This is a genomic window from Meiothermus hypogaeus, assembly GCF_003574035.1.
GTDB classification, from domain to species: Bacteria; Deinococcota; Deinococci; order Deinococcales; family Thermaceae; genus Meiothermus; species Meiothermus hypogaeus.
This window is the reverse complement of sequence record NZ_QWKY01000016.1, coordinates 38502-55271: the sequence shown is the minus strand read 5'-3', so window position 1 is coordinate 55271 and position 16770 is coordinate 38502. Positions and strand designations below refer to the sequence as shown.

Annotated in this window: 23 protein-coding genes; 21 read left to right on the top strand and 2 right to left on the bottom strand. The window is 61.9% G+C overall.

Annotation, left to right across the window (positions count from 1 at the left end; genetic code table 11):
- The 9 genes from Mhypo_RS18070 to Mhypo_RS06150 form a co-directional block, all read left to right on the top strand.
- Nucleotides 1-1216: phage tail protein (locus tag Mhypo_RS18070; protein WP_170148226.1), on the top strand; the 1216-nt coding region annotated here is incomplete at its 5' end.
- On the top strand, nucleotides 1209-1832 hold the full coding sequence (locus Mhypo_RS06185) for a hypothetical protein (RefSeq protein WP_119340429.1): 624 nt from the start codon (nucleotides 1209-1211) through the stop codon (nucleotides 1830-1832). The genes Mhypo_RS18070 and Mhypo_RS06185, both read left to right, overlap by 8 nt.
- Entirely contained in the window at nucleotides 1832-2491 is a 660-nt protein-coding gene (locus Mhypo_RS06180) for a hypothetical protein (RefSeq protein WP_119340428.1), read from the top strand. Before Mhypo_RS06185 ends, Mhypo_RS06180 begins: the two co-directional genes overlap by 1 nt.
- Entirely contained in the window at nucleotides 2481-2966 is a 486-nt protein-coding gene (locus Mhypo_RS06175) for a hypothetical protein (RefSeq protein ID WP_051529430.1), read from the top strand. Before Mhypo_RS06180 ends, Mhypo_RS06175 begins: the two co-directional genes overlap by 11 nt.
- Nucleotides 2967-2968: 2 nt before the next feature.
- A complete protein-coding gene (locus Mhypo_RS06170) occupies nucleotides 2969-3337 on the top strand; it encodes a GPW/gp25 family protein (protein WP_027878159.1) in 369 nt (122 codons plus the stop codon).
- Nucleotides 3327-4403: a baseplate J/gp47 family protein gene (locus Mhypo_RS06165; RefSeq protein WP_119340427.1), complete on the top strand. Its 1077-nt coding sequence runs from the start codon at nucleotides 3327-3329 to the stop codon at nucleotides 4401-4403. The genes Mhypo_RS06170 and Mhypo_RS06165 overlap by 11 nt, the downstream gene beginning before the upstream one ends.
- A 2-nt stretch (nucleotides 4404-4405) precedes the next feature.
- A complete protein-coding gene (locus Mhypo_RS06160; protein ID WP_119340426.1) occupies nucleotides 4406-5008 on the top strand; it encodes a phage tail protein in 603 nt (200 codons plus the stop codon).
- Nucleotides 5009-5016: 8 nt separating this feature from the next.
- Nucleotides 5017-6384 (top strand): hypothetical protein, encoded by a 1368-nt coding sequence (locus Mhypo_RS06155; protein WP_119340425.1) that lies wholly within the window; start codon nucleotides 5017-5019, stop codon nucleotides 6382-6384.
- Nucleotides 6385-6392: 8 nt separating this feature from the next.
- Nucleotides 6393-6866, top strand: a complete 474-nt coding sequence (locus Mhypo_RS06150) for a hypothetical protein (protein WP_119340424.1) — start codon at nucleotides 6393-6395, stop codon at nucleotides 6864-6866.
- A 592-nt stretch (nucleotides 6867-7458) separates the two neighbouring features.
- On the opposite strand, the gene Mhypo_RS06145 is transcribed toward Mhypo_RS06150, so the two are convergent.
- A complete protein-coding gene (locus Mhypo_RS06145; protein WP_119340423.1) occupies nucleotides 7459-8184 on the bottom strand; it encodes a S24 family peptidase in 726 nt (241 codons plus the stop codon).
- A gap of 21 nt (nucleotides 8185-8205) precedes the next feature.
- On the opposite strand from Mhypo_RS06145, the gene Mhypo_RS18880 reads away from it, so the two are divergent.
- The 12 genes from Mhypo_RS18880 to Mhypo_RS06085 all read left to right on the top strand — a co-directional run bounded on the left by Mhypo_RS18880 (nucleotide 8206) and on the right by Mhypo_RS06085 (nucleotide 15617).
- A complete protein-coding gene (locus Mhypo_RS18880) occupies nucleotides 8206-8469 on the top strand; it encodes a helix-turn-helix domain-containing protein (RefSeq protein ID WP_119340422.1) in 264 nt (87 codons plus the stop codon).
- Nucleotides 8470-8977: 508 nt separating this feature from the next.
- Nucleotides 8978-9679: an integrase catalytic domain-containing protein gene (locus Mhypo_RS18330; protein WP_240637139.1), complete on the top strand. Its 702-nt coding sequence runs from the start codon at nucleotides 8978-8980 to the stop codon at nucleotides 9677-9679.
- Nucleotides 9660-10457, top strand: coding sequence for a hypothetical protein (locus Mhypo_RS06130; RefSeq protein ID WP_240637138.1), 798 nt, complete (start codon nucleotides 9660-9662; stop codon nucleotides 10455-10457). Before Mhypo_RS18330 ends, Mhypo_RS06130 begins: the two co-directional genes overlap by 20 nt.
- An 11-nt stretch (nucleotides 10458-10468) precedes the next feature.
- The gene (locus Mhypo_RS06125) at nucleotides 10469-10711 is read left to right on the top strand and encodes a hypothetical protein (protein WP_119340421.1); all 243 of its coding nucleotides are present in this window, start codon (nucleotides 10469-10471) and stop codon (nucleotides 10709-10711) included.
- Between the two features lie 378 nt (nucleotides 10712-11089).
- Nucleotides 11090-11392, top strand: coding sequence for a hypothetical protein (locus Mhypo_RS06120; protein WP_119340420.1), 303 nt, complete (start codon nucleotides 11090-11092; stop codon nucleotides 11390-11392).
- A gap of 33 nt (nucleotides 11393-11425) precedes the next feature.
- Nucleotides 11426-12430 (top strand): phage protease, encoded by a 1005-nt coding sequence (locus Mhypo_RS06115; protein WP_222592814.1) that lies wholly within the window; start codon nucleotides 11426-11428, stop codon nucleotides 12428-12430.
- On the top strand, nucleotides 12423-12833 hold the full coding sequence (locus Mhypo_RS06110; protein WP_119340419.1) for a hypothetical protein: 411 nt from the start codon (nucleotides 12423-12425) through the stop codon (nucleotides 12831-12833). The genes Mhypo_RS06115 and Mhypo_RS06110 overlap by 8 nt, the downstream gene beginning before the upstream one ends.
- Nucleotides 12834-12841: 8 nt before the next feature.
- Nucleotides 12842-13741: a Mu-like prophage major head subunit gpT family protein gene (locus tag Mhypo_RS06105; RefSeq protein ID WP_119340418.1), complete on the top strand. Its 900-nt coding sequence runs from the start codon at nucleotides 12842-12844 to the stop codon at nucleotides 13739-13741.
- Nucleotides 13742-13752: 11 nt separating this feature from the next.
- Nucleotides 13753-13968: a hypothetical protein gene (locus Mhypo_RS06100; protein WP_119340417.1), complete on the top strand. Its 216-nt coding sequence runs from the start codon at nucleotides 13753-13755 to the stop codon at nucleotides 13966-13968.
- A complete protein-coding gene (locus Mhypo_RS06095; RefSeq protein ID WP_119340416.1) occupies nucleotides 13968-14435 on the top strand; it encodes a phage protein Gp36 family protein in 468 nt (155 codons plus the stop codon). Before Mhypo_RS06100 ends, Mhypo_RS06095 begins: the two co-directional genes overlap by 1 nt.
- A gap of 100 nt (nucleotides 14436-14535) precedes the next feature.
- The gene (locus Mhypo_RS06090) at nucleotides 14536-15096 is read left to right on the top strand and encodes a hypothetical protein (RefSeq protein WP_240637137.1); all 561 of its coding nucleotides are present in this window, start codon (nucleotides 14536-14538) and stop codon (nucleotides 15094-15096) included.
- Nucleotides 15093-15617, top strand: a complete 525-nt coding sequence (locus Mhypo_RS06085) for a phage virion morphogenesis family protein (protein ID WP_119340415.1) — start codon at nucleotides 15093-15095, stop codon at nucleotides 15615-15617. The genes Mhypo_RS06090 and Mhypo_RS06085 overlap by 4 nt, the downstream gene beginning before the upstream one ends.
- On the opposite strand, the gene Mhypo_RS06080 is transcribed toward Mhypo_RS06085, so the two are convergent.
- Nucleotides 15594-16745: an RNA-guided endonuclease InsQ/TnpB family protein gene (locus Mhypo_RS06080; RefSeq protein WP_206074896.1), complete on the bottom strand. Its 1152-nt coding sequence runs from the start codon at nucleotides 16743-16745 to the stop codon at nucleotides 15594-15596. The genes Mhypo_RS06085 and Mhypo_RS06080 overlap by 24 nt on opposite strands.
- Between the last annotated feature and the right edge of the window lie 25 nt (nucleotides 16746-16770).

Sequence of the window (16770 nt, the reverse complement as noted above, 5' to 3'; positions counted from 1 at the left end):
CCTCACGGCGGGGCTGGGTGGGGTGGTGCTGGCCGCTGGTGGGGGCATCGCCGCCCTGGCCGGGGTAGGTATGGTGGCGGGCCAGGCTCGGATGGGCCTGCTGCTGCTGCGGGAGGGCATGAGCGCCCTGGCTTTGAGGGCGTTTGACCTGGCCGGGGCGCTGGATCGGGCCATCCTGCGCCTGCGGGCCCTGGGCGGCCCCATTCCGGCGGCCCGTGCGGCGGTGCTGGGGCTGGCCGGGGCCTTCCGGGCCCTCACAGCGGCGATGCTGGCCAATCCGGTGGGGGCTTTGCTGGCCGGGCTGCTGGCGCTGGGCGCGGCGTTTGTCTGGGCCTGGCAGCACGTGCAGCAGTTCCGCGATCAGGTGCGGCTGGCCCTGGTGCCCTTAGTGGCGGCGTGGAATGGTTTTCGCCAGGCCATCGCCGGGCTGGCCCTGCAGTTCGGCCCGGTGGGCGAGGTGATCGCAGCCGCTCTAGGGCGGGCCTATGGGGCGCTGGATGCGCTGGGCTATGCCTTTGGCTTCGTGCTGGGGTTCATTATGACCCTCACCATCAACGTCTTCGCCCGCATTGGGGCCAGCATCGTCAGCGCCCTCACCGGCCTAGTGAACCTGGTGCGGGGGCTGCTCGAGGTGCTGGTGGGCCTGTTTACGGGTAATTTCGAGCGGGCCCGGGCGGGGGTGGAGCAGATCATGCAGGGGGTGGTGCAGGTGATCACAGCCCCGCTTGCCCTGTTGGGCCAGCAGGCTGTGGAGTGGGGCCGCAACATCATGGGCGGCCTGGCCCAGGGCCTCTCCGCCGGGCTCTCGGGGGTGGCCGAGCGCATCGCCCAGGGCGGCGAGGCCATCAAGAACTGGTTCCGCAGCCTGTTCCAGATCAGAAGCCCCTCGCGGGTCTTTGCGGGCTACGGCCTGATGCTCTCGCTGGGCCTGGCCCAGGGCATCGAGGCCGGGATGCCGCAGGTGGCGGATGCGGTCGCCGGAATGGAGCAGTCGCTCCAACCCCGGGTGGAGCTGCCACAACCGGGCCTCACACCCCCACCGGCTCAGGCCCGCCCCAGGGCCGAGCGCTCAATCACGGTCAGCATCAACATCGAGCAGATTCAGATCGGCAGCGGCCAGCCGCGCCAGGTGGTGCAGGAGTTGCAGCCGGCCATCAAAGAGGCGGTGCTGCTGGCGCTGGAGGAGCTGGCGCTGGAGGAGGGCGTGGATGGCTAAAATCCCCAGTCCCTGGGAAGCGCCGGAGGTGTGGGAGACCCTGACCCTGCTGGGCCCGCAGGGCCGGGTGGCCATCCCCAACGTCACCGTGAATGTGCGGGGGGGCGGCCTGGAGGAGGATTCCGCTCCCATCGCGGGCGAAAACGGGGCCGAGCGCACCTTTCTGCGCTACCGCGACGCTGAGGTGGAGGTGGAGGCGGTGGCCGATTCCAAGGCCGAGTTTGAGCGACTCCTGGCGGTGCTCAACCTGTACCGCAACCGGCGCGATAAGAAGCCGGTAATTTTGCAGGCCGCCCACCCCAACCTGCAGCTTCACGGGGTGCGCTATGTCTACCTATTTGATCTGGAGAGCCCGGACTTCAGCCGGGAAAGCGGGTTTGTGCTGCGCTTCAAGCTGAGGGAGTGGCAGTCCAAGGAGCGCCGGAGTGGCACAGTGGAAAAGCTCGACGGCCCCGCGCCGGGCAGCCTGGCCGGCAGCGGCAGCGGCGGCGCTGGCGGAGGCAAGCCCAGCGCGCAGAAGGCGGGCGAAAACAGGCCCAGCACGGTGGGGCTATGGTCCGTGGCGCGAGGGCTTCCGGATGGCTCCGTGACGGCGAATCGGATGGTAGGTAGATAATGGCGCTGCTCTCGATCAACTCCAGCAAAATCTCGGATGGGCAGATCAGCCTGCCCCGCACGGGCCGGTGGGTCGCCGCGCTGCGGGCCACCGAGCCGGTGCCGCTGGGTGAGCTGCTGCAGATGGAGTTTGAATCTGGCGAGCGCCTGGCGGCTACCTGCGTGGCTGCGGGCCGGCAAGGGGGCTTCTGGAGCCTATCCCTGGTGGGCGGGGCGGGCCGGCTGGATCGGGCGCTGCGCCCAAAGTATTACGAAGGGGTGCCGGCCTACCTCATCATCCGCGACCTGCTGACCGAGGTAGGCGAGGCCGCAGGGGAGATCGACGGCCCCGAGGTTTTCCTGCGCTACACCCGCCTGGGGTATCCCGCCTGGCAGGAGTTGCGCCGGGTGCTGCTGTTGCTGCCGGAGCGCAGCTGGCGGGTGCAGCCGGATGGCCGGGTCTGGGTGGGGCGTGAGGCCTGGCCCTCTTACCCAAAGCGGCTAGCCTCTATCGAGTTCGACTTTGCACGGGGGCATTTCTGGTTCTCTTTGGAGCCCGGCCTGCAGCCCGGCGTGCGCCTCGAGGGCCGGGCGGCTGGGGCCGACGTGGTGTTCGGCAACGTCGAGCGCGTGGTGCACCACATCGGCCAGTATCGCACGGAGGTGTTTTGTGCCCGGTGAGCGACTGAAGCGCCGCCTGCAGCAGCTAATCTGGGATGGCCGCCTGGACACCCTGGCCCTCTACCCCTGCCAGATTCTGCGCGACCACGGCGATATGCGGCTCGATCTGCAGCCGGACAAGCCCGATCTGCCCCTGCTCACGCGGGTGCCCCTGCGCACCATGCTGCCCGGGGTGGAGGTGCGGGTGCAGGTGGGCACGCGGGTGCTGCTGGGCTTCGAAAATGGCGATCCGGCCCGCCCGGTGGCGTTGTTGTTCGACGCGGGCAGCCTGCGGGAGCTGATAATTCACGCCACCGTAAAGGTGAACCTGGTGGCGCCGGAGGTCAATGTAAATGGAGATGTGGTCAATCTCGCCGGCGGGGGCCCCGCGGTGGCCCGGGTGGGCGACCAGATTCGCATCACCGGCGTGGCCGCAGGCTCGGCTACCCTCACCGGAGAGATCATCAGCGGCTCCGGCAAAACATTTTCGGGATAACTATGGTGGACCTCGGAACCGACTACAGCCTGATCGAGCGCCGCCGCAAGAGCGGCCTGGAAAACCTGCTGGGGGCTTTAGTGCGGCGGCTACAGACCCCACGCGGGGGGCTCTTTTACGACCCGGCCTACGGCTTTGACCTGCGCGAGATGGTGCAGGCGCCCTGGAATGCCCAGACCCAGTACGAGCTGGAAACCTTCGTGCAGGCCGCGGTGGAGCAGGACCCGCGGGTGGCCGAGGTGGAAGTGGAGGCCGAGCAGATGGATTTGAATCGAGTTCGCGTCAGCATTCGCGGCCTGACGGCCCAGGGCCCGTTTGCGCTGGTTTTGGCCGTCAGCGGCGTATCGGTGGAGGTGCTGCGTGCTACTTGAGCAATTACTCCAGCCCCGATCGCAAAGCCAGGTGCTGGCCCGGCTCATCAGTATTTTGCAGAGCAAGGGCTACGCCCCCAACGACTGGATAGCCGGCTCCGAGCAGCGCACACTGATCGAGCTGTACGCCGAGGCCATCGCCGAGCTGGAGGCGGTGCGCCTGGCCATTACCCAGGGCGGATACCTGGAAAGCGCCACCGGCCCATTCCTGGATCTGTATGCCTACAACGTTTATGGCCTCCTGCGCAAAGAGGCCACCTTTGAGCGGCAGCGCTTTACCCTGACCTGCAGCAGCGGGTTTGGCCCCTATACCATCCAGCCCAACCAACTTTGGGCCGGGGTGGGTAATCTGCGATTTAACAATGTGGCCGGCGGTGTGCTCAATCCGGGCGGCACGCTGTCGCTGGAGTTCAGGGCCGAGAGCCCCGGCACGGCCTATCGGCTCGCGCTGGGTAGCGGCACAACCCTGTTTACCCCGCTGCCCGGCGTAACCATCGTTAACGACCAGGTAATCGAGGCTGCGATTGATCAGGAAACCGACGCGCAGCTACGCGAGCGCTGCCGCCTGCGCTGGGCAGAGCTGGGCTATGGCGGCACCGCCGCCGCTTACCGCTCCTGGGCGCTCTCGGCTGACCCCAGCATCACTAAGGTGCGCGTTTTGGATCAGAATCCGCGCGGCCAGGGAACAGTCGATGTGGTCGTGTGGGGTGAGGGGGGCCTGGGCAGCGGGGCGGTAGCGGCGGCCAACAACATCATCCAGCAGAAAAAGCCGCTCACGGCGGATGTGCAGGTATATGCAGCCACGGCCGTCAACGTCACTATTACCGCCACCATCCGGGTACGCACGGGATTCCTGAGCCAGGCGCAGGGGCAGGCCGCAGCAGCCCTGGCGGCTCTGCAAGCGGGTGTGCCGATTGGCGGGATAATCTACAGATCGGCCATCATCGAAGCGCTGTTCGTGCCCAATGTGATTGATGTGGCGTTGTCGGCTCCTGCAACCGATGTCACCCTGAGCAGCGTGCAGGCCGCGCAATTCAACGCAAACCTGACCTGGATTGAGGTGTAGCCGTGATTCCGCTATACGAGATTCGCCTGCTGGAGGATTGGTTACGGGATCGGGCTCCGCCCTGGTTTCAAGATGCCCCGGTCGGGCCGGAAATCGAGGCCTATGGAGCGCTTGCCGATGAGCACCTCGAGTATGTGGCTACCGCCTTGCGCGCGAGATATGCCGAGCTGACCCCGGAGGATGGTTTGAACCTGCTTGGGGCTGAGCGCAATTTCGTGCGCTATCCTGCCGAGAGCCTGGACGCCTTCCGGCAGCGCATTATTGGCGCCTGGGAATTTTGGCAATGGGCGGGCACCGAGTACGGCCTGGGCCTGGCCCTCTCTCAGCTCGGCTACAACAGCGCCATAGTGCCGGTGCGCAGCTACGACAACACGCGCTGGAGCGAGTTCGACGTATACCTGTACGCTGGCACCCGTAGCTACGATGGCTCGGTAGAGGAGAAAAACCGCATCCTTGCAATCATTAATCAGGTCAAACCAGCGCATACCCGATTGGCAACGCTGCGATACGTGCCATCAGGGCCGTTGAACTGGAACCCGGCGGGCCTTACCTGGAACCCACCAGGGCAGGTCTGGGGCGCGCCGCCTGTCGTGCTTTATCCGTAGGAGGAACCATGCCCAAAACTCTTAACCCTCAAAACACTTTCCCGACCAACATCCCCAATTTTCCCATATCGGGGAACAACGAGCCCATCGCCATAGAGCCGCTGGAAAACGCCATCCAGGCTGTGCTCAACCGCAGCGAGAACCTGCACGTGCGCCTGAGCGAAGCCGAGACTCAGGGCGTGAAGCGGGTGCGGACGGTGGCCTCGCTGGCCGCGCTCTCAGCGGCAACTGGCTTCAACAATGGCGATGTGTGCGATGTGGAAGGCTATGGGCGCTACCGGCTATACAACCCCTCCGGGCTTACTGCCGACGGCTTGTGGGTGCTCAACGCCGCTGGGGGCGGGCGGTGGGTGCATACCCTACGGGATATGCGGGGCGCTGGCAATGGATTGGCTACGCTGGACTCGAGCCAGCGGCTGGCGCAGGATGTGCGGGATGCAAGCATCCTGACCCAACACATTGCTAATCAGGCCGTGGCTGCGGCCAAACTGGCCCCTGGCAGCGTGGTGGGGCATCTTGGGTACACCCCGCTGAATAAGGCGGGGGATATCATGACCGGACTGCTCAACATCAACAATGAGCGGCTGTTCAATGTGTTTGTGGCCCAATACGATACGACCGTTCGCTACTATTATCTAGGCCGTATTAGCAGCGGAGTCGGAATCCTAAAAATAAACGGCATCTTGGGAGGCCACACCCCTGGTGAGGGTCGAGCCAATGTCGATTTGCAATTTGCATTTCGCGATGGCTTCCGCGCCGATGGCTACATCATGGGCACAGTAGATCGCGCCGACGTATTGGTAAGAGACGGCGGCGACGGCTGGGCGTATGTTTACCTGGTTACTAAACAATATGCATTAGTCAACTTGGAACTCTCTTCATCCCATAATGCACAACAAATAACGTACAACGGCACATATTCGACATCTGCGCCTAGTGGAACTACTCTGTATCAGTTAAGCGACGATTTTACTAACGACACGCATCCCAACACGCTAAAAATGAATGGCGGAGTGCTGCAAGCCCGCTACAACCACGCAAACAGATTTTCGATTAGTGAACATGCCCCCCAGGCGGTAGGCATAAGTCCCGGTGGCATTACAGATTTGGCTAGAGGAAGGATAAATGTTCCCGCCGGAAAGAGTTTGTATATCCGTCGGGTGCGCTATATGTTCTTAGATCCATTGCGATTGAGGATCGGCACTTCTCAAGCTGTTTGGACAGCAAGCAATGCGAATATGGATGCAGACGTAAATTTTGCGATATTTGCGGGTTCAGGAACCACTGATTTAAGTATAGTTGTTACCAATGTAGGGACGAGTAACCAAACTTTGCTTTATGCTCAAGGGGTGTGGGTAGAGTTTGAAATCCGTTAGGAGGCTGCATGAATACTGCAATCAGTAAACTGCTACCCTACTCTGAATCAGGCATCGTCAGCCGCCACAGCGACGACACGCTAATCATCAGCGGCTTCCGCAACGATATAAACCTCGAGGCGCTACAAGCCGAAATCGAGGCCGAATGGCTCGAGCTTGCCAAGGAAGAGGCGGCCATTCAAATCAAAAACGCCCTAACCGCCGCCCAGGAATCCCGTCGCCCAGCAAATTTCTCTGATCTGACTGTCAAACTACAGCTCGGCAGAATCACCCCTGCCGAGCGTGAGCAGTTGAATGCCTACTACGACGCGCTGGATGAGCTGGAGCGGGAGGCAAAGGCGCTGCTCCAGAAGCTGGAAAAGGCCGAAAGCGTAGAAGTGGTAAATAAAATCCCTTGGCCGGAATGGGTAGGGTGGGAGGCGTTGCCGCTCCGGCTCAAGCTGGAGGTGGAGCAAACTTATCCTGAAGCTTCTAATAAATGACTTATTTATCTCATGCGTATTTCACTGGTTGCTAATCCATTCAAAGCCAAAACTGGTGACATTTAGCGTGTTTCTCATCTTTCAAGTGGTGACATTTAGCGTGGCGTAAAATGGGCAAATAGCGTGGCGCGTGACAGGAAGAAAGTGGGGGCATCCGGGACTTTGTGAAAAACGAGACGATTTCAAAATAGAACGACATAAAGGTAAAATTTGAAAACGGTGAGAGCTGAAAAAATAAACTTGTACTAAGTACAAATGGGCATAGATGATCCAAGCCATGCGACTTTGCCCGTTTGAAAAAACGCGTTCCTAAGGCTATTGGCAGGCCAGATGCCCAGCTATACCAGGCCCATCCTCAGATAAACCTGAGCCTCCGTGAAACATTTTTCGACGGTGTTTGGTATACCATGTATTGATTCCATCTTAATGTAACTAAGGGGGGGTGCGGACAAAATTACAAAAATCGTAACGACATGCGGACATCGATTGGCATCGTAAAACTCGACAGATGTAGTTTGTATCACAAATGTCCGCACCCCTAGTGCGGACAGGGGTGCGGACAGGGGTGCGGACAAATAAATATGCAAATCAGCTAAGGGGAATCAGGTGACCTCACCTCAATCACCTTACCGACTATTTCCTGGACAGAAGATGTGGGGATAACAACAGGGTAGGAGTTATCAGAAGAAGGGTTGGTGCTAACTAAATAGTTGCCAGTGGGGCCGTGCTTCAATAGCTTACAAACAAAGCCGCCATCAACCAGGCGAGCGACAACCCTCGAACCAACCCTACCTTTGTTTTGACAATCCACTATGATTACATCGCCATCACATATCGGTTTCGGACCAGCGCACATGGAGTTGCCCTTAACCTTAAAGGCCACCACGTTGCCCCGTAAAGCCAGATTCATATCGACTGGAACATATTTTTCTTGGATATCCTCCTCTCTTCCACTTCCCGCACCTACCCAACCAATAATCGGAACCTGTGGCCAGAGGGCATCTGTGTTATCTAAATCGTCGTAAAACTGCTCGATCAGGTAGACCAATGGGACATCTAGCGCCTTGGCGAGTCGCCACAAAGTCCGAACATCAGGGCGAACCCACGTTCCGGACTGTGATTGTCGTCCCACCATTGCAGTGCGAAGGGCGGTTCTACCTATGCCCCACTTGTCAGCCCACTCGTTGGGCTTAGAGATCCCGTCGCGCTTCATGGCGGCGAAGATTAAATCGTTGACGGGTCCATTTAAGATCGGGTATTTTCTAGGTCTACCCATACCGTTTGCGCCTATTTGACGTCTCTTGACCAAAAGGCTCATAGGAGACTATCATAATCTCCTATGAGAGAACACCCAAACGAAATTGCACAAGCTCTATCTGAGCTGATGGAGCGAAGAAAGATGAGTGCAAATGCGCTTAGTAAGGCATCGGGTGTTGCAAATGGATATATCTACGACCTGCTATCCGGGAAAAAAGGGGAACAGCTTGGCCTGCACGTTTTACGCAGGCTAGCACGAGGGTTGCGGGTGAAAACTAGCTACCTGGTTCACCGTATCGAAAAAATCTCCGTGGAGAGAACTCGTGATACGAACAGTCGAGCGTAAACTTCACACCACTAAAGAGATTGCGGTGGCCTGGGGTCGGAATGAAAGGGTCGTCAGGCGCTTACAATCCACCCCTGGCGTGTATTGCGAACGAGTTATCGAGGGCGGCCGCCCGATTTTACTATTCGATCCCGCCACCATCGAGCAAATCTGGGGCCCCCCTGTTAATCCTCTACCTGAACCGGAGCCCATAACCGACGTAATCCTGCCATCTCCGACGGCAATCGTCCACTATACAGACGCCCCATATACCGCTGAACCAACCCCAAGCGCCCTGGCCAATCGGCCGTTGCTCCCTGACCTGCGCCGGATTGATCCAGAAGTTCGGGCCCTGTGGGAGTGCATTGAGCAACTGCGACAGCAGCTGGCCCAGGCCCGACGCGGCGAGCGCACTGCGATTATCGAGGCATTCGCAAAACATGAGAGCGTATCCACAAAAACCGTTTATGCATGGCTCAAAATGTCGGCCCGCAAATTCTTCAAATCGCACCGTGCTGACACGGGCTCGATGCAAATTCCTACCGAGCTGGTGGAGGCTACCACCAGCCTGTGGCTACACCACCCTAAGGCCAGCGCCTGGATGATCCACCGCTGGCTACAGATAGCGAACCCCAACATCCTTATATACAGACACGGAAACTACGAGCGGCGGTTCAGTGTACGGGGAGTACGCGACATTCGAAAACGCCTCGAGGCCAACCCCATCACACGGGCCGCTCTGATGAATGAGGATGAGCGCCGGGAGTTTATTCGTACCTGGTCGGGCGCAGTAGTGGCCACGTACCCCAATGAACTGTGGCAGATGGACATGACCCGCTGCGATACGTTCGTGTGGGGCTACGCCCGGCCCACAGACACCGAGCCCAGCGCCTTCCGCCTGCGCATCCACGACTGCATCGATCACTACACCGGCGCCATCCCTGCCCTGGTCTTCTCCCGGGAGGAAAGCCGGCGCCCCACTACCCGCCTCCTGATCCTGGGATTGTTCCCCAAACCCGGCGGATGGAACATATACGGGAAGCCCACGCGGATATACCACGACAACGGCTCCGCCTATATCGCCGAGGCCACCCAGCGCGGCCTGGCCACCCTGGGCATCGAGACCAGCACGTCCCCGGCCTGGGTGAGCCACACCCGGGGCAAGGGTGCTGGACTCGGGTACCACCCCCATCTGCCGGGGCCTGAACGGCGTGATTCGACCAGCAGATGACCCCATATGGGAGCGCATCTACCCCCCCAACCACTTCGGCTGCAGGGCGGGGGTGCGGAGCCTGACCGCGCGGGAAGCGGAGGCCAGGGGAGGGGTAAGCCCACTGCCTCCCGGCCTGGAGGTGCCGCCAGGATTCGCCCGGCCCCCCACAGCAAGATGGGAGCCAGACCCAGCCAAATACCCACCCGAGCTTTGGGAAGCCCTGCAAGGCAAGCTAGCCGAGCGGATTGAGATTGGCCGGGAGATTCTGGAGCTGCGGGGGCGGGTAAGCGCCCGGGAGAAAGACCAGATTTTGCGGGGTCTGGAAGGGTTGAGATTAAGCCGCTGGATGGAACAAAATCCTATCAGGACGCTCGAGATTGCCTCAAACCTTGCACAGACGCGCAACCGGATGGGCGACTACGACCGACTTACGCAGAGTATCCGGCTGCTATATCCCAGACCCGAGGGAAGTTGGGCCGACGAAAAGCCGTTGGGCCAACTGCGGGCGGTTTCGACCAAAGGCAGCTCGGCCCTTCAGGCCGCAGCAATCACTCTGGTACACGAGTTCGGGCATCACCTGTACGAAGCGATGCGAGAAGAGACGGAGAACCGACTTTTTGCCAGGTACATTCAAGCCAAAAAGGAGGGCCGATTTGTCTCGCTTCGGGCAAGAGACGGAGTGCTTGAGTGGTTTTCCGAGTCTCTGGCTGCCCACCGGTTCTTTCGCAGGGATTTTCGCAAGTTTGACCCGGCGACATCTGCTATGATTGAGGATGTGTTGGCTCGTCTGCGTTGAGGGGTGCGCCTATGGAACATAAACCGACCGTCGGAGACCTGAACGACGAGATTTACATCCTGCACCGTGAAGGCCGGTATACGCGAGAGGATTTCGAGCGGCTCTGGCCCCAACTGGTAGAGGCGGCGGGGGATGACCTGGAGGCGCTTGAGACGGTATGGATTTTGTCTCCAAAGGATTGGTGGGAAGAGAAGCGCCGCGCCCTGGAGGAACTGAGCTTGCAAAACGCGCTCCCACCCCGAGAGCGCTTTTAAAAACGGTGCCCCAGGAGCAATCCTGAGATCCAAGCGGGCCGCCTGGCGGTGATCGAGCGACCCTACAGGCGCAGGCGTGGATTTTTGTTGTGGGGGGCGGATTAAAAAAGGCGTCCCACCGTGCTCGGTCACGAGGGAGTCGCGTGCGGTATTGGGAGTCCGAGCCCACCGCAGTTGTTTCAATAATAAGTATACCACAAAAAACACCCGGAGCAATCCTGAGATCCAATCGCTTCCCGGCTCAGCCCACCCGTCGGGCAATCAGGGCCAGAATCTTGGCCTGCTGGCCAGCAAAAAATCCGCTATAATCACCGTAGTATCGGCAAACTACCCCCGACCCCGGTCGGGGGTTTTGTTTTGCCCTGAAAGGAGGTGTACGTGGACACGTGTAAAGTTCTGGGCTTCGCCGCCTGGCTGCTGGGCCAGGGCCCGGTGGTTTCATTTCTGGTAGACGCCCTCAAGCGCATCGCCTGGGTGCAGCAGAACCCCCGCAAGGCGGTGGTGATTCTGAACGCGGTGGCGGCCCTGACCACGGGGCTGACCCTGTGCGGGCTGGGGATCGAAAATCTGCTGCTCCAGATGGCCGCCGGCATTGCCGGCTCGGTGGCGACCTACGAGTTTATCAGCAAGCCCCTGGCCGAACGGCTGGCTCATCCCGAGCGACCGGAGCCGCTCGAGTAGCTCCGAAAATCCACCCCGAGGAGGACGCGCCGTGTGAGACGAAGATACACCGGATTCAACATATTCCCATCCCAGGAGCCGCCCAGGGAGTTTTTGATCTGGCCCTACGGCCCGGTGACCTTCCGCTGGGCGGACGGCACCCAGATCGACCTGCTGTTTACCCCGGAGGACGCCCAGGAGGTGATCCGGCGGGCCCAGATGCCCGAACTGCCCATCGACTACGAACACCGCAATCAGAACCCAGTGGACAACGGCCCTGTACCGGCCGCCGGCTGGTTCCAGCTGGAGGCCCGCCCAGACGGACTTTGGGCGATCAACGTGCGCTGGACCGAGACCGCGGCTAACCTGCTGCGGGCGGGCGAGTACCGCCACTGGTCGCCGGTGTTCTGGGACGAGGACGGGCACATCCGGCAACTGGATATGATCGGGCTGACCAACCAGCCCGCCACCGTCAACCAGATGCCCCTGGTGGCATCAGCATTAGGAGACCCCATGCGAGAAAAACTAATCACCCTGCTCGGTCTGGCGGCCGACGCCAGCGACGAGCAAATCGAAAACGCCCTGACCGAGTTGCAGAACCGGGCGGGGCAGCTCGAGCAGGCCCAGGCCCTGCTGGCCGAGGCGGGCATCCAGGCCCCCATCGGGAGCGTCGAGGCCCACGGCCAGGCGATGGCCGCCGCGGCCAACGCCCTGCTGGCGGCCCGGGTGAGCGAGCTCGAGGCCGAACTATCCACCCTGCGGGCCCAGACAGTGGACGCTGAGGCCGAGCGCACGGTGGATGCCGCGCTCAGCGAAGGCCGCATCCACGCCGCCAGCCGCGACTACTGGCTGGAGAAATTTCGCAAAAACCCCCAGGCCGTTCGGGCGCACCTGGCCAGCCTGCGGGCGGGGGCGGCCGTACCGACCGGGCCCATTGCCCCCCCGCAGGGGCCGAGCGATGCCCTCAGCGAGCTCGAACGCGCCATCATCGCGCAAACCGGCGTGAGCGCGGAAGCCTACCTGGCCACCAAACGCCGACGGGAGGAACACCATGCCTGAACGCAACACGCTTCAACGGGGCCTGGGCCCCATTCTGGAATACCTCGACCTGCCGGTGGAGGCCAACACCCTGATCGAAGCCGGCAACCTGGTGGTGCTGAACGCTGCCGGCTACGCCGTGCACGGCAGCACCGCCACCAACCTGCGGGCTGCAGGCCGGGCTGAGCAGACCGTCAACAACCAGGGCGGGGCCCAGGGGGCCCGCCTGGTGCGGGTGAGCCGGGGGGCCTTCAAGTGGCAGAACTCCTCGGCCGCCGATCAGATCACCCAGGCCGACTGTCTCAACGACTGCTTCATCGTCAACTCGACTACCGTGGCCAAGACCAACGGCAGCAATACCCGCAGCCGCGCCGGAAAGGTGGTCGGCGTGGAGGCCGACGGGGTCTGGGTCGAGACCTATTAAGGAGAGCCATGCGAATCACGACTGCTGCACTACAAGCCCTGCGGGTCTCCTTCGAGACCCGCTACAACCAGGCCTACGAGGCCGCTCAACCCCTGTGGAACCGCGTCGCCACCGAGGTGCCCAGCACCACCAAGGAAAACACCTACGGCTGGCTGCTGAAAATGCTCAAAATGCGGGAGTGGCTGGGCGAGCGGGTCTTCCAGAACCTGGCCGAAGCCTCCTACACCATCCAGAACCGCAACTTTGAGGCTACCGTTGCGGTAGATCGCAACGATATCCAGGACGACAATCTGGGCATCTACAACATGCAGTTCGACCAGATGGGCCAGGCCGCCCGCATGTACCCCGACGATCTGGTCTTCTCACTGCTGCTGAATGGCCAGTCCAATCTCTGCTTCGACGGCCAGAACTTCTTCGACACCGACCACCCGGTTTCCACCGTGGACAGCAGCCTCGGCGTATACAGCAACTACGCCACCGGCCGGGCCCTGACCACCACCAACTACGAGACCACCCGGGCCGAGATGATGGCCTTCCGGGGGGACGATGGCCAGCCCCTGGAGGTGATGCCCACCCTGCTGGTGGTTCCGCCGCAGCTGGAGGGCGCTGCCCGCCGCATCCTCAACGCCGACTTCATCGCCGGCGGGGACACCAACATCTGGAAGGGTAGCGCGGATCTGCTGGTGGTGCCCAAGCTGGCCAGCCAGCCCACCGCCTGGTACCTGCTGGACACGAGCCGCCCCATCCGGCCCTTTGTCTTCCAGAATCGCCAGAATCCCGAGTTTGTGAGCAAGGACGACCCCACCGACGACAATGTATTCATGCGCCGCCAATTTGTTTATGGCGTGGACGCCCGGGGGAATGCGGGCTACAGCCTGCCCTTTCTGGCCTACAAGTGCGTCGGCTAGGAGGTGCGGCGATGACCTACCGCGTCAAAGTCAGCACGCCGCAGCAGCGGGGTCGCTGGCGCATCGGTCGGCAGTGGTGGCCCGCGCCGCAGGAGGCCGAGGTCTCGGCCGAGGAACTGGCCCGCCTGCAGGCCGATCCCCTGCTCAGGGTGGAGATATTGGCGCTCGAGCCCGCCGAAGGGGCGCCCGAGGCGGAGACAGCCCGGCCCAGGCGCAGAGGGAAATAATGCCCTACCTCAACACTGCCGAGCTCAAAACCCGCAAGCGGGAGGAGGCCATGCGCTACGCCCTGGATCCGGAAGCCAGCACCTGGACGGCGCTGGCCGAGGAGCGGGCGCAGGCGGCCCTGCAGGATGCCGCCGATATCATCGACAGCTTCGTGGGCCAGCGCTACACCCTGCCCCTGCCCCCAGTGCGGGCCCTCAAGCGCATCAACGCCGACATCGCGTTTTATCTCATCCTGGCCCGCCGGGGCTTCCAGGAGGGCACGGCCGACGACGTGGTGGTGCGCGACTACGAGGAGGCCCTCAAATGGCTGCGCCTGGTGGCGGAGGGCAAGGCGCAGATCCCTGCCGACGATGGTTCGCCCATCCCCCCCGGGGCCACCCAGGGGGGGGTGGTGGTCTCGGAGGCCCAGCCGGAGATCGAGTCTGCAGGCCGGGTGTTTGGAAGGGACAAACTAAAGGGCTGGTAAGCGAGCCAGTGGGGTCAATTTTGCGCAGCCCCGCCCTTGCCATACCCACGGATAGGGGGACGGCCTCAAACAGCCGTAAAAGCGATTTTACAAGGAGGAGGTGAATAATATCACAAACACCAGTAAAGTTACTGAAATCGCCCTGCAGGCCGTCCGCCGGGAACTGCCCGGCTTTGTGACTGCCCCGGGCTGGTGTGTGGCCTTCGCCTTCGAGGCCATTGCGCGGGCCTACCAGACCAACCGCTGGCTGCTCTATAGCCGCATCCTGGACTCGGTGCGGGCCGACCCTGACCGCAGCCGCTGGGCGACGGCAGTGGAGCGGGCCATTGACCGGCTGGACTGGGATGTGACCGGCGTGGATCGGGACCCGGCCCGGGCCGCCGAACGTGCGGCCCTCCTCAAAATCATCAAGCCGGGCGACCTGCTCTTCAGCAGCCTGCCCTATGACGAGGCGCCCCGATCCCCCCGCACCGCCCCAGACCGCGAGGGGCACATCGGGATTTACGTGGGCGAGGTGGACGGGGTGCCCAGTGTGGCCGAGAATACCCGCGCCGATCGCGGGCGCTGGTTCGTAAGGAAAACAGCTTTGCGCCTGACCCCGCTGCAAAACTGGGACACCGTGACCACCGTTGGGCGCATCCCCTCCCGCTGGCGGCCATGAGCATCACCGGGTCTTTCCGCGAGCTGGATCGGCTGATCCGATTTGCCGATAGGCTGCGCCAGCCGCAGTTTGCCGAGGGCCTGGCGAAGAACCTGGGCCAGGCGGCGCTGAACCAGATCGACGAGTCCTTCGCGGGGCAAAAAGACCCCTGGGATCGGCCCTGGAAGCCCTCGGCGCGGGCTGAAGCCACCGGAGGCCAGACCCTGCGCAAGACCGCCCGGCTGCAGCGCTCCATGACCTCGCAGTCGGCCCTAAAAACCGATCCCCAGGGCTTCGAGATCGGCACCAACGTGGTGTACGCGGCCACCCACCAGTACGGCGCCACCATCACCCCGCAAGAGAAAAAGGCCCTGCGCTTCAAAGCAGGCAAACGTTGGGTGACGGTCACAAAGGTAAAGATTCCTGCCCGGCCCTTCATGCCCGAGCCTGAACTCTCCCCCAGGTGGGAGCAGGCCCTGGAAGAGGCGGTGCGGGCCTACCTGGACAAGGAAATCCCGTCAACTACCCCTACCAAACCCTAACGGGCTCTGGTAGGGGCTTGCAGGGACAGAACCATGCAGAACACGATTCGCTTCCCCCACGTTCGGCGGGTTGACAGCCGCCCAGCCCCGAACCCTAAGGTTCAGGGCTGCCACCTTGTCCGCATGGTCAGCGAACCCGCAGACTCGGCATCTAAATGTGCTTTGGTCGGGACGATTGGCCTTCTCGGCATGCCCACAGCAAGGGCACTCCCGGCTGGAGTTCCGGGGGTCTACGAACACCACCCTGACCCCGGCCCTCTGGGCTTTGTAGGCCAGTTTTTGTCCCAGGTCGTGGAACGCCCAACTGTGCAGCGTGGAGCGCTGAGGCCGTCGAACCCTGACCCTCTGACGGATGCCCTTGAGGTTTTCCAGAGCAACCGCCCGATTCGTGCGTTGGGCCTTCTCCACAATGCGCTTGCTGATGGTGTGGTTCACATCATTGGCAAACCTCCATTCCTTACCCGAAAGTTTCTTCAAACGGCGTTTAGCCCCCTTGGTGCCTTTCTTCTGCAACCTCCGGCGAAGGCGGCGGTGGCGGTGCCTGACCGAGTTGAGGTGGCTACCCGAGTAGGTCTCGCCATCCGAGTCGGTGGCGATGTTGACGATGCCCAGGTCCACCCCCAGCACATCCTTGACCTCCACGGGCTCGGGCTCCTCAACGTTGACCGTGGCGAAGAGGTAGAACTCACCCCCCACGTAGGCCAGGTCGGTCTCCCTCTGCCGGGTCCGGAGCAGCCTGCGCTGGTACTCCCCGGCGGCGAAGGGGATAGTTTGCCGTCCTTGAAGCGTCCAGATGGACACGGTGGAAGCCGTCAGCTTCCAGGAGAGCACCCGGTCGTCGTAGGTGATGGCCCCCAACTCCCGAAAGGAGCGTGGCTTTTGTCTGTCCAGCTTGTAGGCATCCACCACCTTAGCGTTGGCTCGCACCGCCATCTGCGCCGAAAGGTCGAAGCGGTCTTTGACCGTGTGGTAGACCCAGTGGTGCAGGGGAATCTGCTTGAAGGTTCGGGTCTCCCAGGCCACGTCCGAGATGTAGTTGCAGGCCGCGTTGAAGCGCCGCAGGGTGTCCAGCAAATACCCCCGCTGTTCCGGCGTAGGCAGGAGCTTGACCTTGGCGGTGAGCTTCACAGAAGCAGAATAGCCCAAACTCTTC

Excerpts from the sequence above, each read along its gene's own strand:
- Mhypo_RS06095 (WP_119340416.1), top strand. The coding sequence starts at position 13,968 with ATGCCCTACCTCAACACTGCCGAGCTCAAAACCCGCAAGCGGGAGGAG.
- Mhypo_RS06150 (WP_119340424.1), top strand. The coding sequence starts at position 6,393 with ATGAATACTGCAATCAGTAAACTGCTACCCTACTCTGAATCAGGCATC.
- Mhypo_RS06180 (WP_119340428.1), top strand. The coding sequence starts at position 1,832 with ATGGCGCTGCTCTCGATCAACTCCAGCAAAATCTCGGATGGGCAGATC.
- Mhypo_RS06185 (WP_119340429.1), top strand. The coding sequence starts at position 1,209 with ATGGCTAAAATCCCCAGTCCCTGGGAAGCGCCGGAGGTGTGGGAGACC.
- Mhypo_RS06105 (WP_119340418.1), top strand. The coding sequence starts at position 12,842 with ATGCGAATCACGACTGCTGCACTACAAGCCCTGCGGGTCTCCTTCGAG.
- Mhypo_RS06085 (WP_119340415.1), top strand. The coding sequence starts at position 15,093 with ATGAGCATCACCGGGTCTTTCCGCGAGCTGGATCGGCTGATCCGATTT.
- Mhypo_RS06170 (WP_027878159.1), top strand. The coding sequence starts at position 2,969 with ATGGTGGACCTCGGAACCGACTACAGCCTGATCGAGCGCCGCCGCAAG.
- Mhypo_RS06155 (WP_119340425.1), top strand. The coding sequence starts at position 5,017 with ATGCCCAAAACTCTTAACCCTCAAAACACTTTCCCGACCAACATCCCC.
- Mhypo_RS18880 (WP_119340422.1), top strand. The coding sequence starts at position 8,206 with ATGAGAGAACACCCAAACGAAATTGCACAAGCTCTATCTGAGCTGATG.
- Mhypo_RS06145 (WP_119340423.1), bottom strand. The coding sequence starts at position 8,184 with ATGAGCCTTTTGGTCAAGAGACGTCAAATAGGCGCAAACGGTATGGGT.
- Mhypo_RS06100 (WP_119340417.1), top strand. The coding sequence starts at position 13,753 with ATGACCTACCGCGTCAAAGTCAGCACGCCGCAGCAGCGGGGTCGCTGG.
- Mhypo_RS06125 (WP_119340421.1), top strand. The coding sequence starts at position 10,469 with ATGGAACATAAACCGACCGTCGGAGACCTGAACGACGAGATTTACATC.
- Mhypo_RS06110 (WP_119340419.1), top strand. The coding sequence starts at position 12,423 with ATGCCTGAACGCAACACGCTTCAACGGGGCCTGGGCCCCATTCTGGAA.
- Mhypo_RS18330 (WP_240637139.1), top strand. The coding sequence starts at position 8,978 with ATGCAAATTCCTACCGAGCTGGTGGAGGCTACCACCAGCCTGTGGCTA.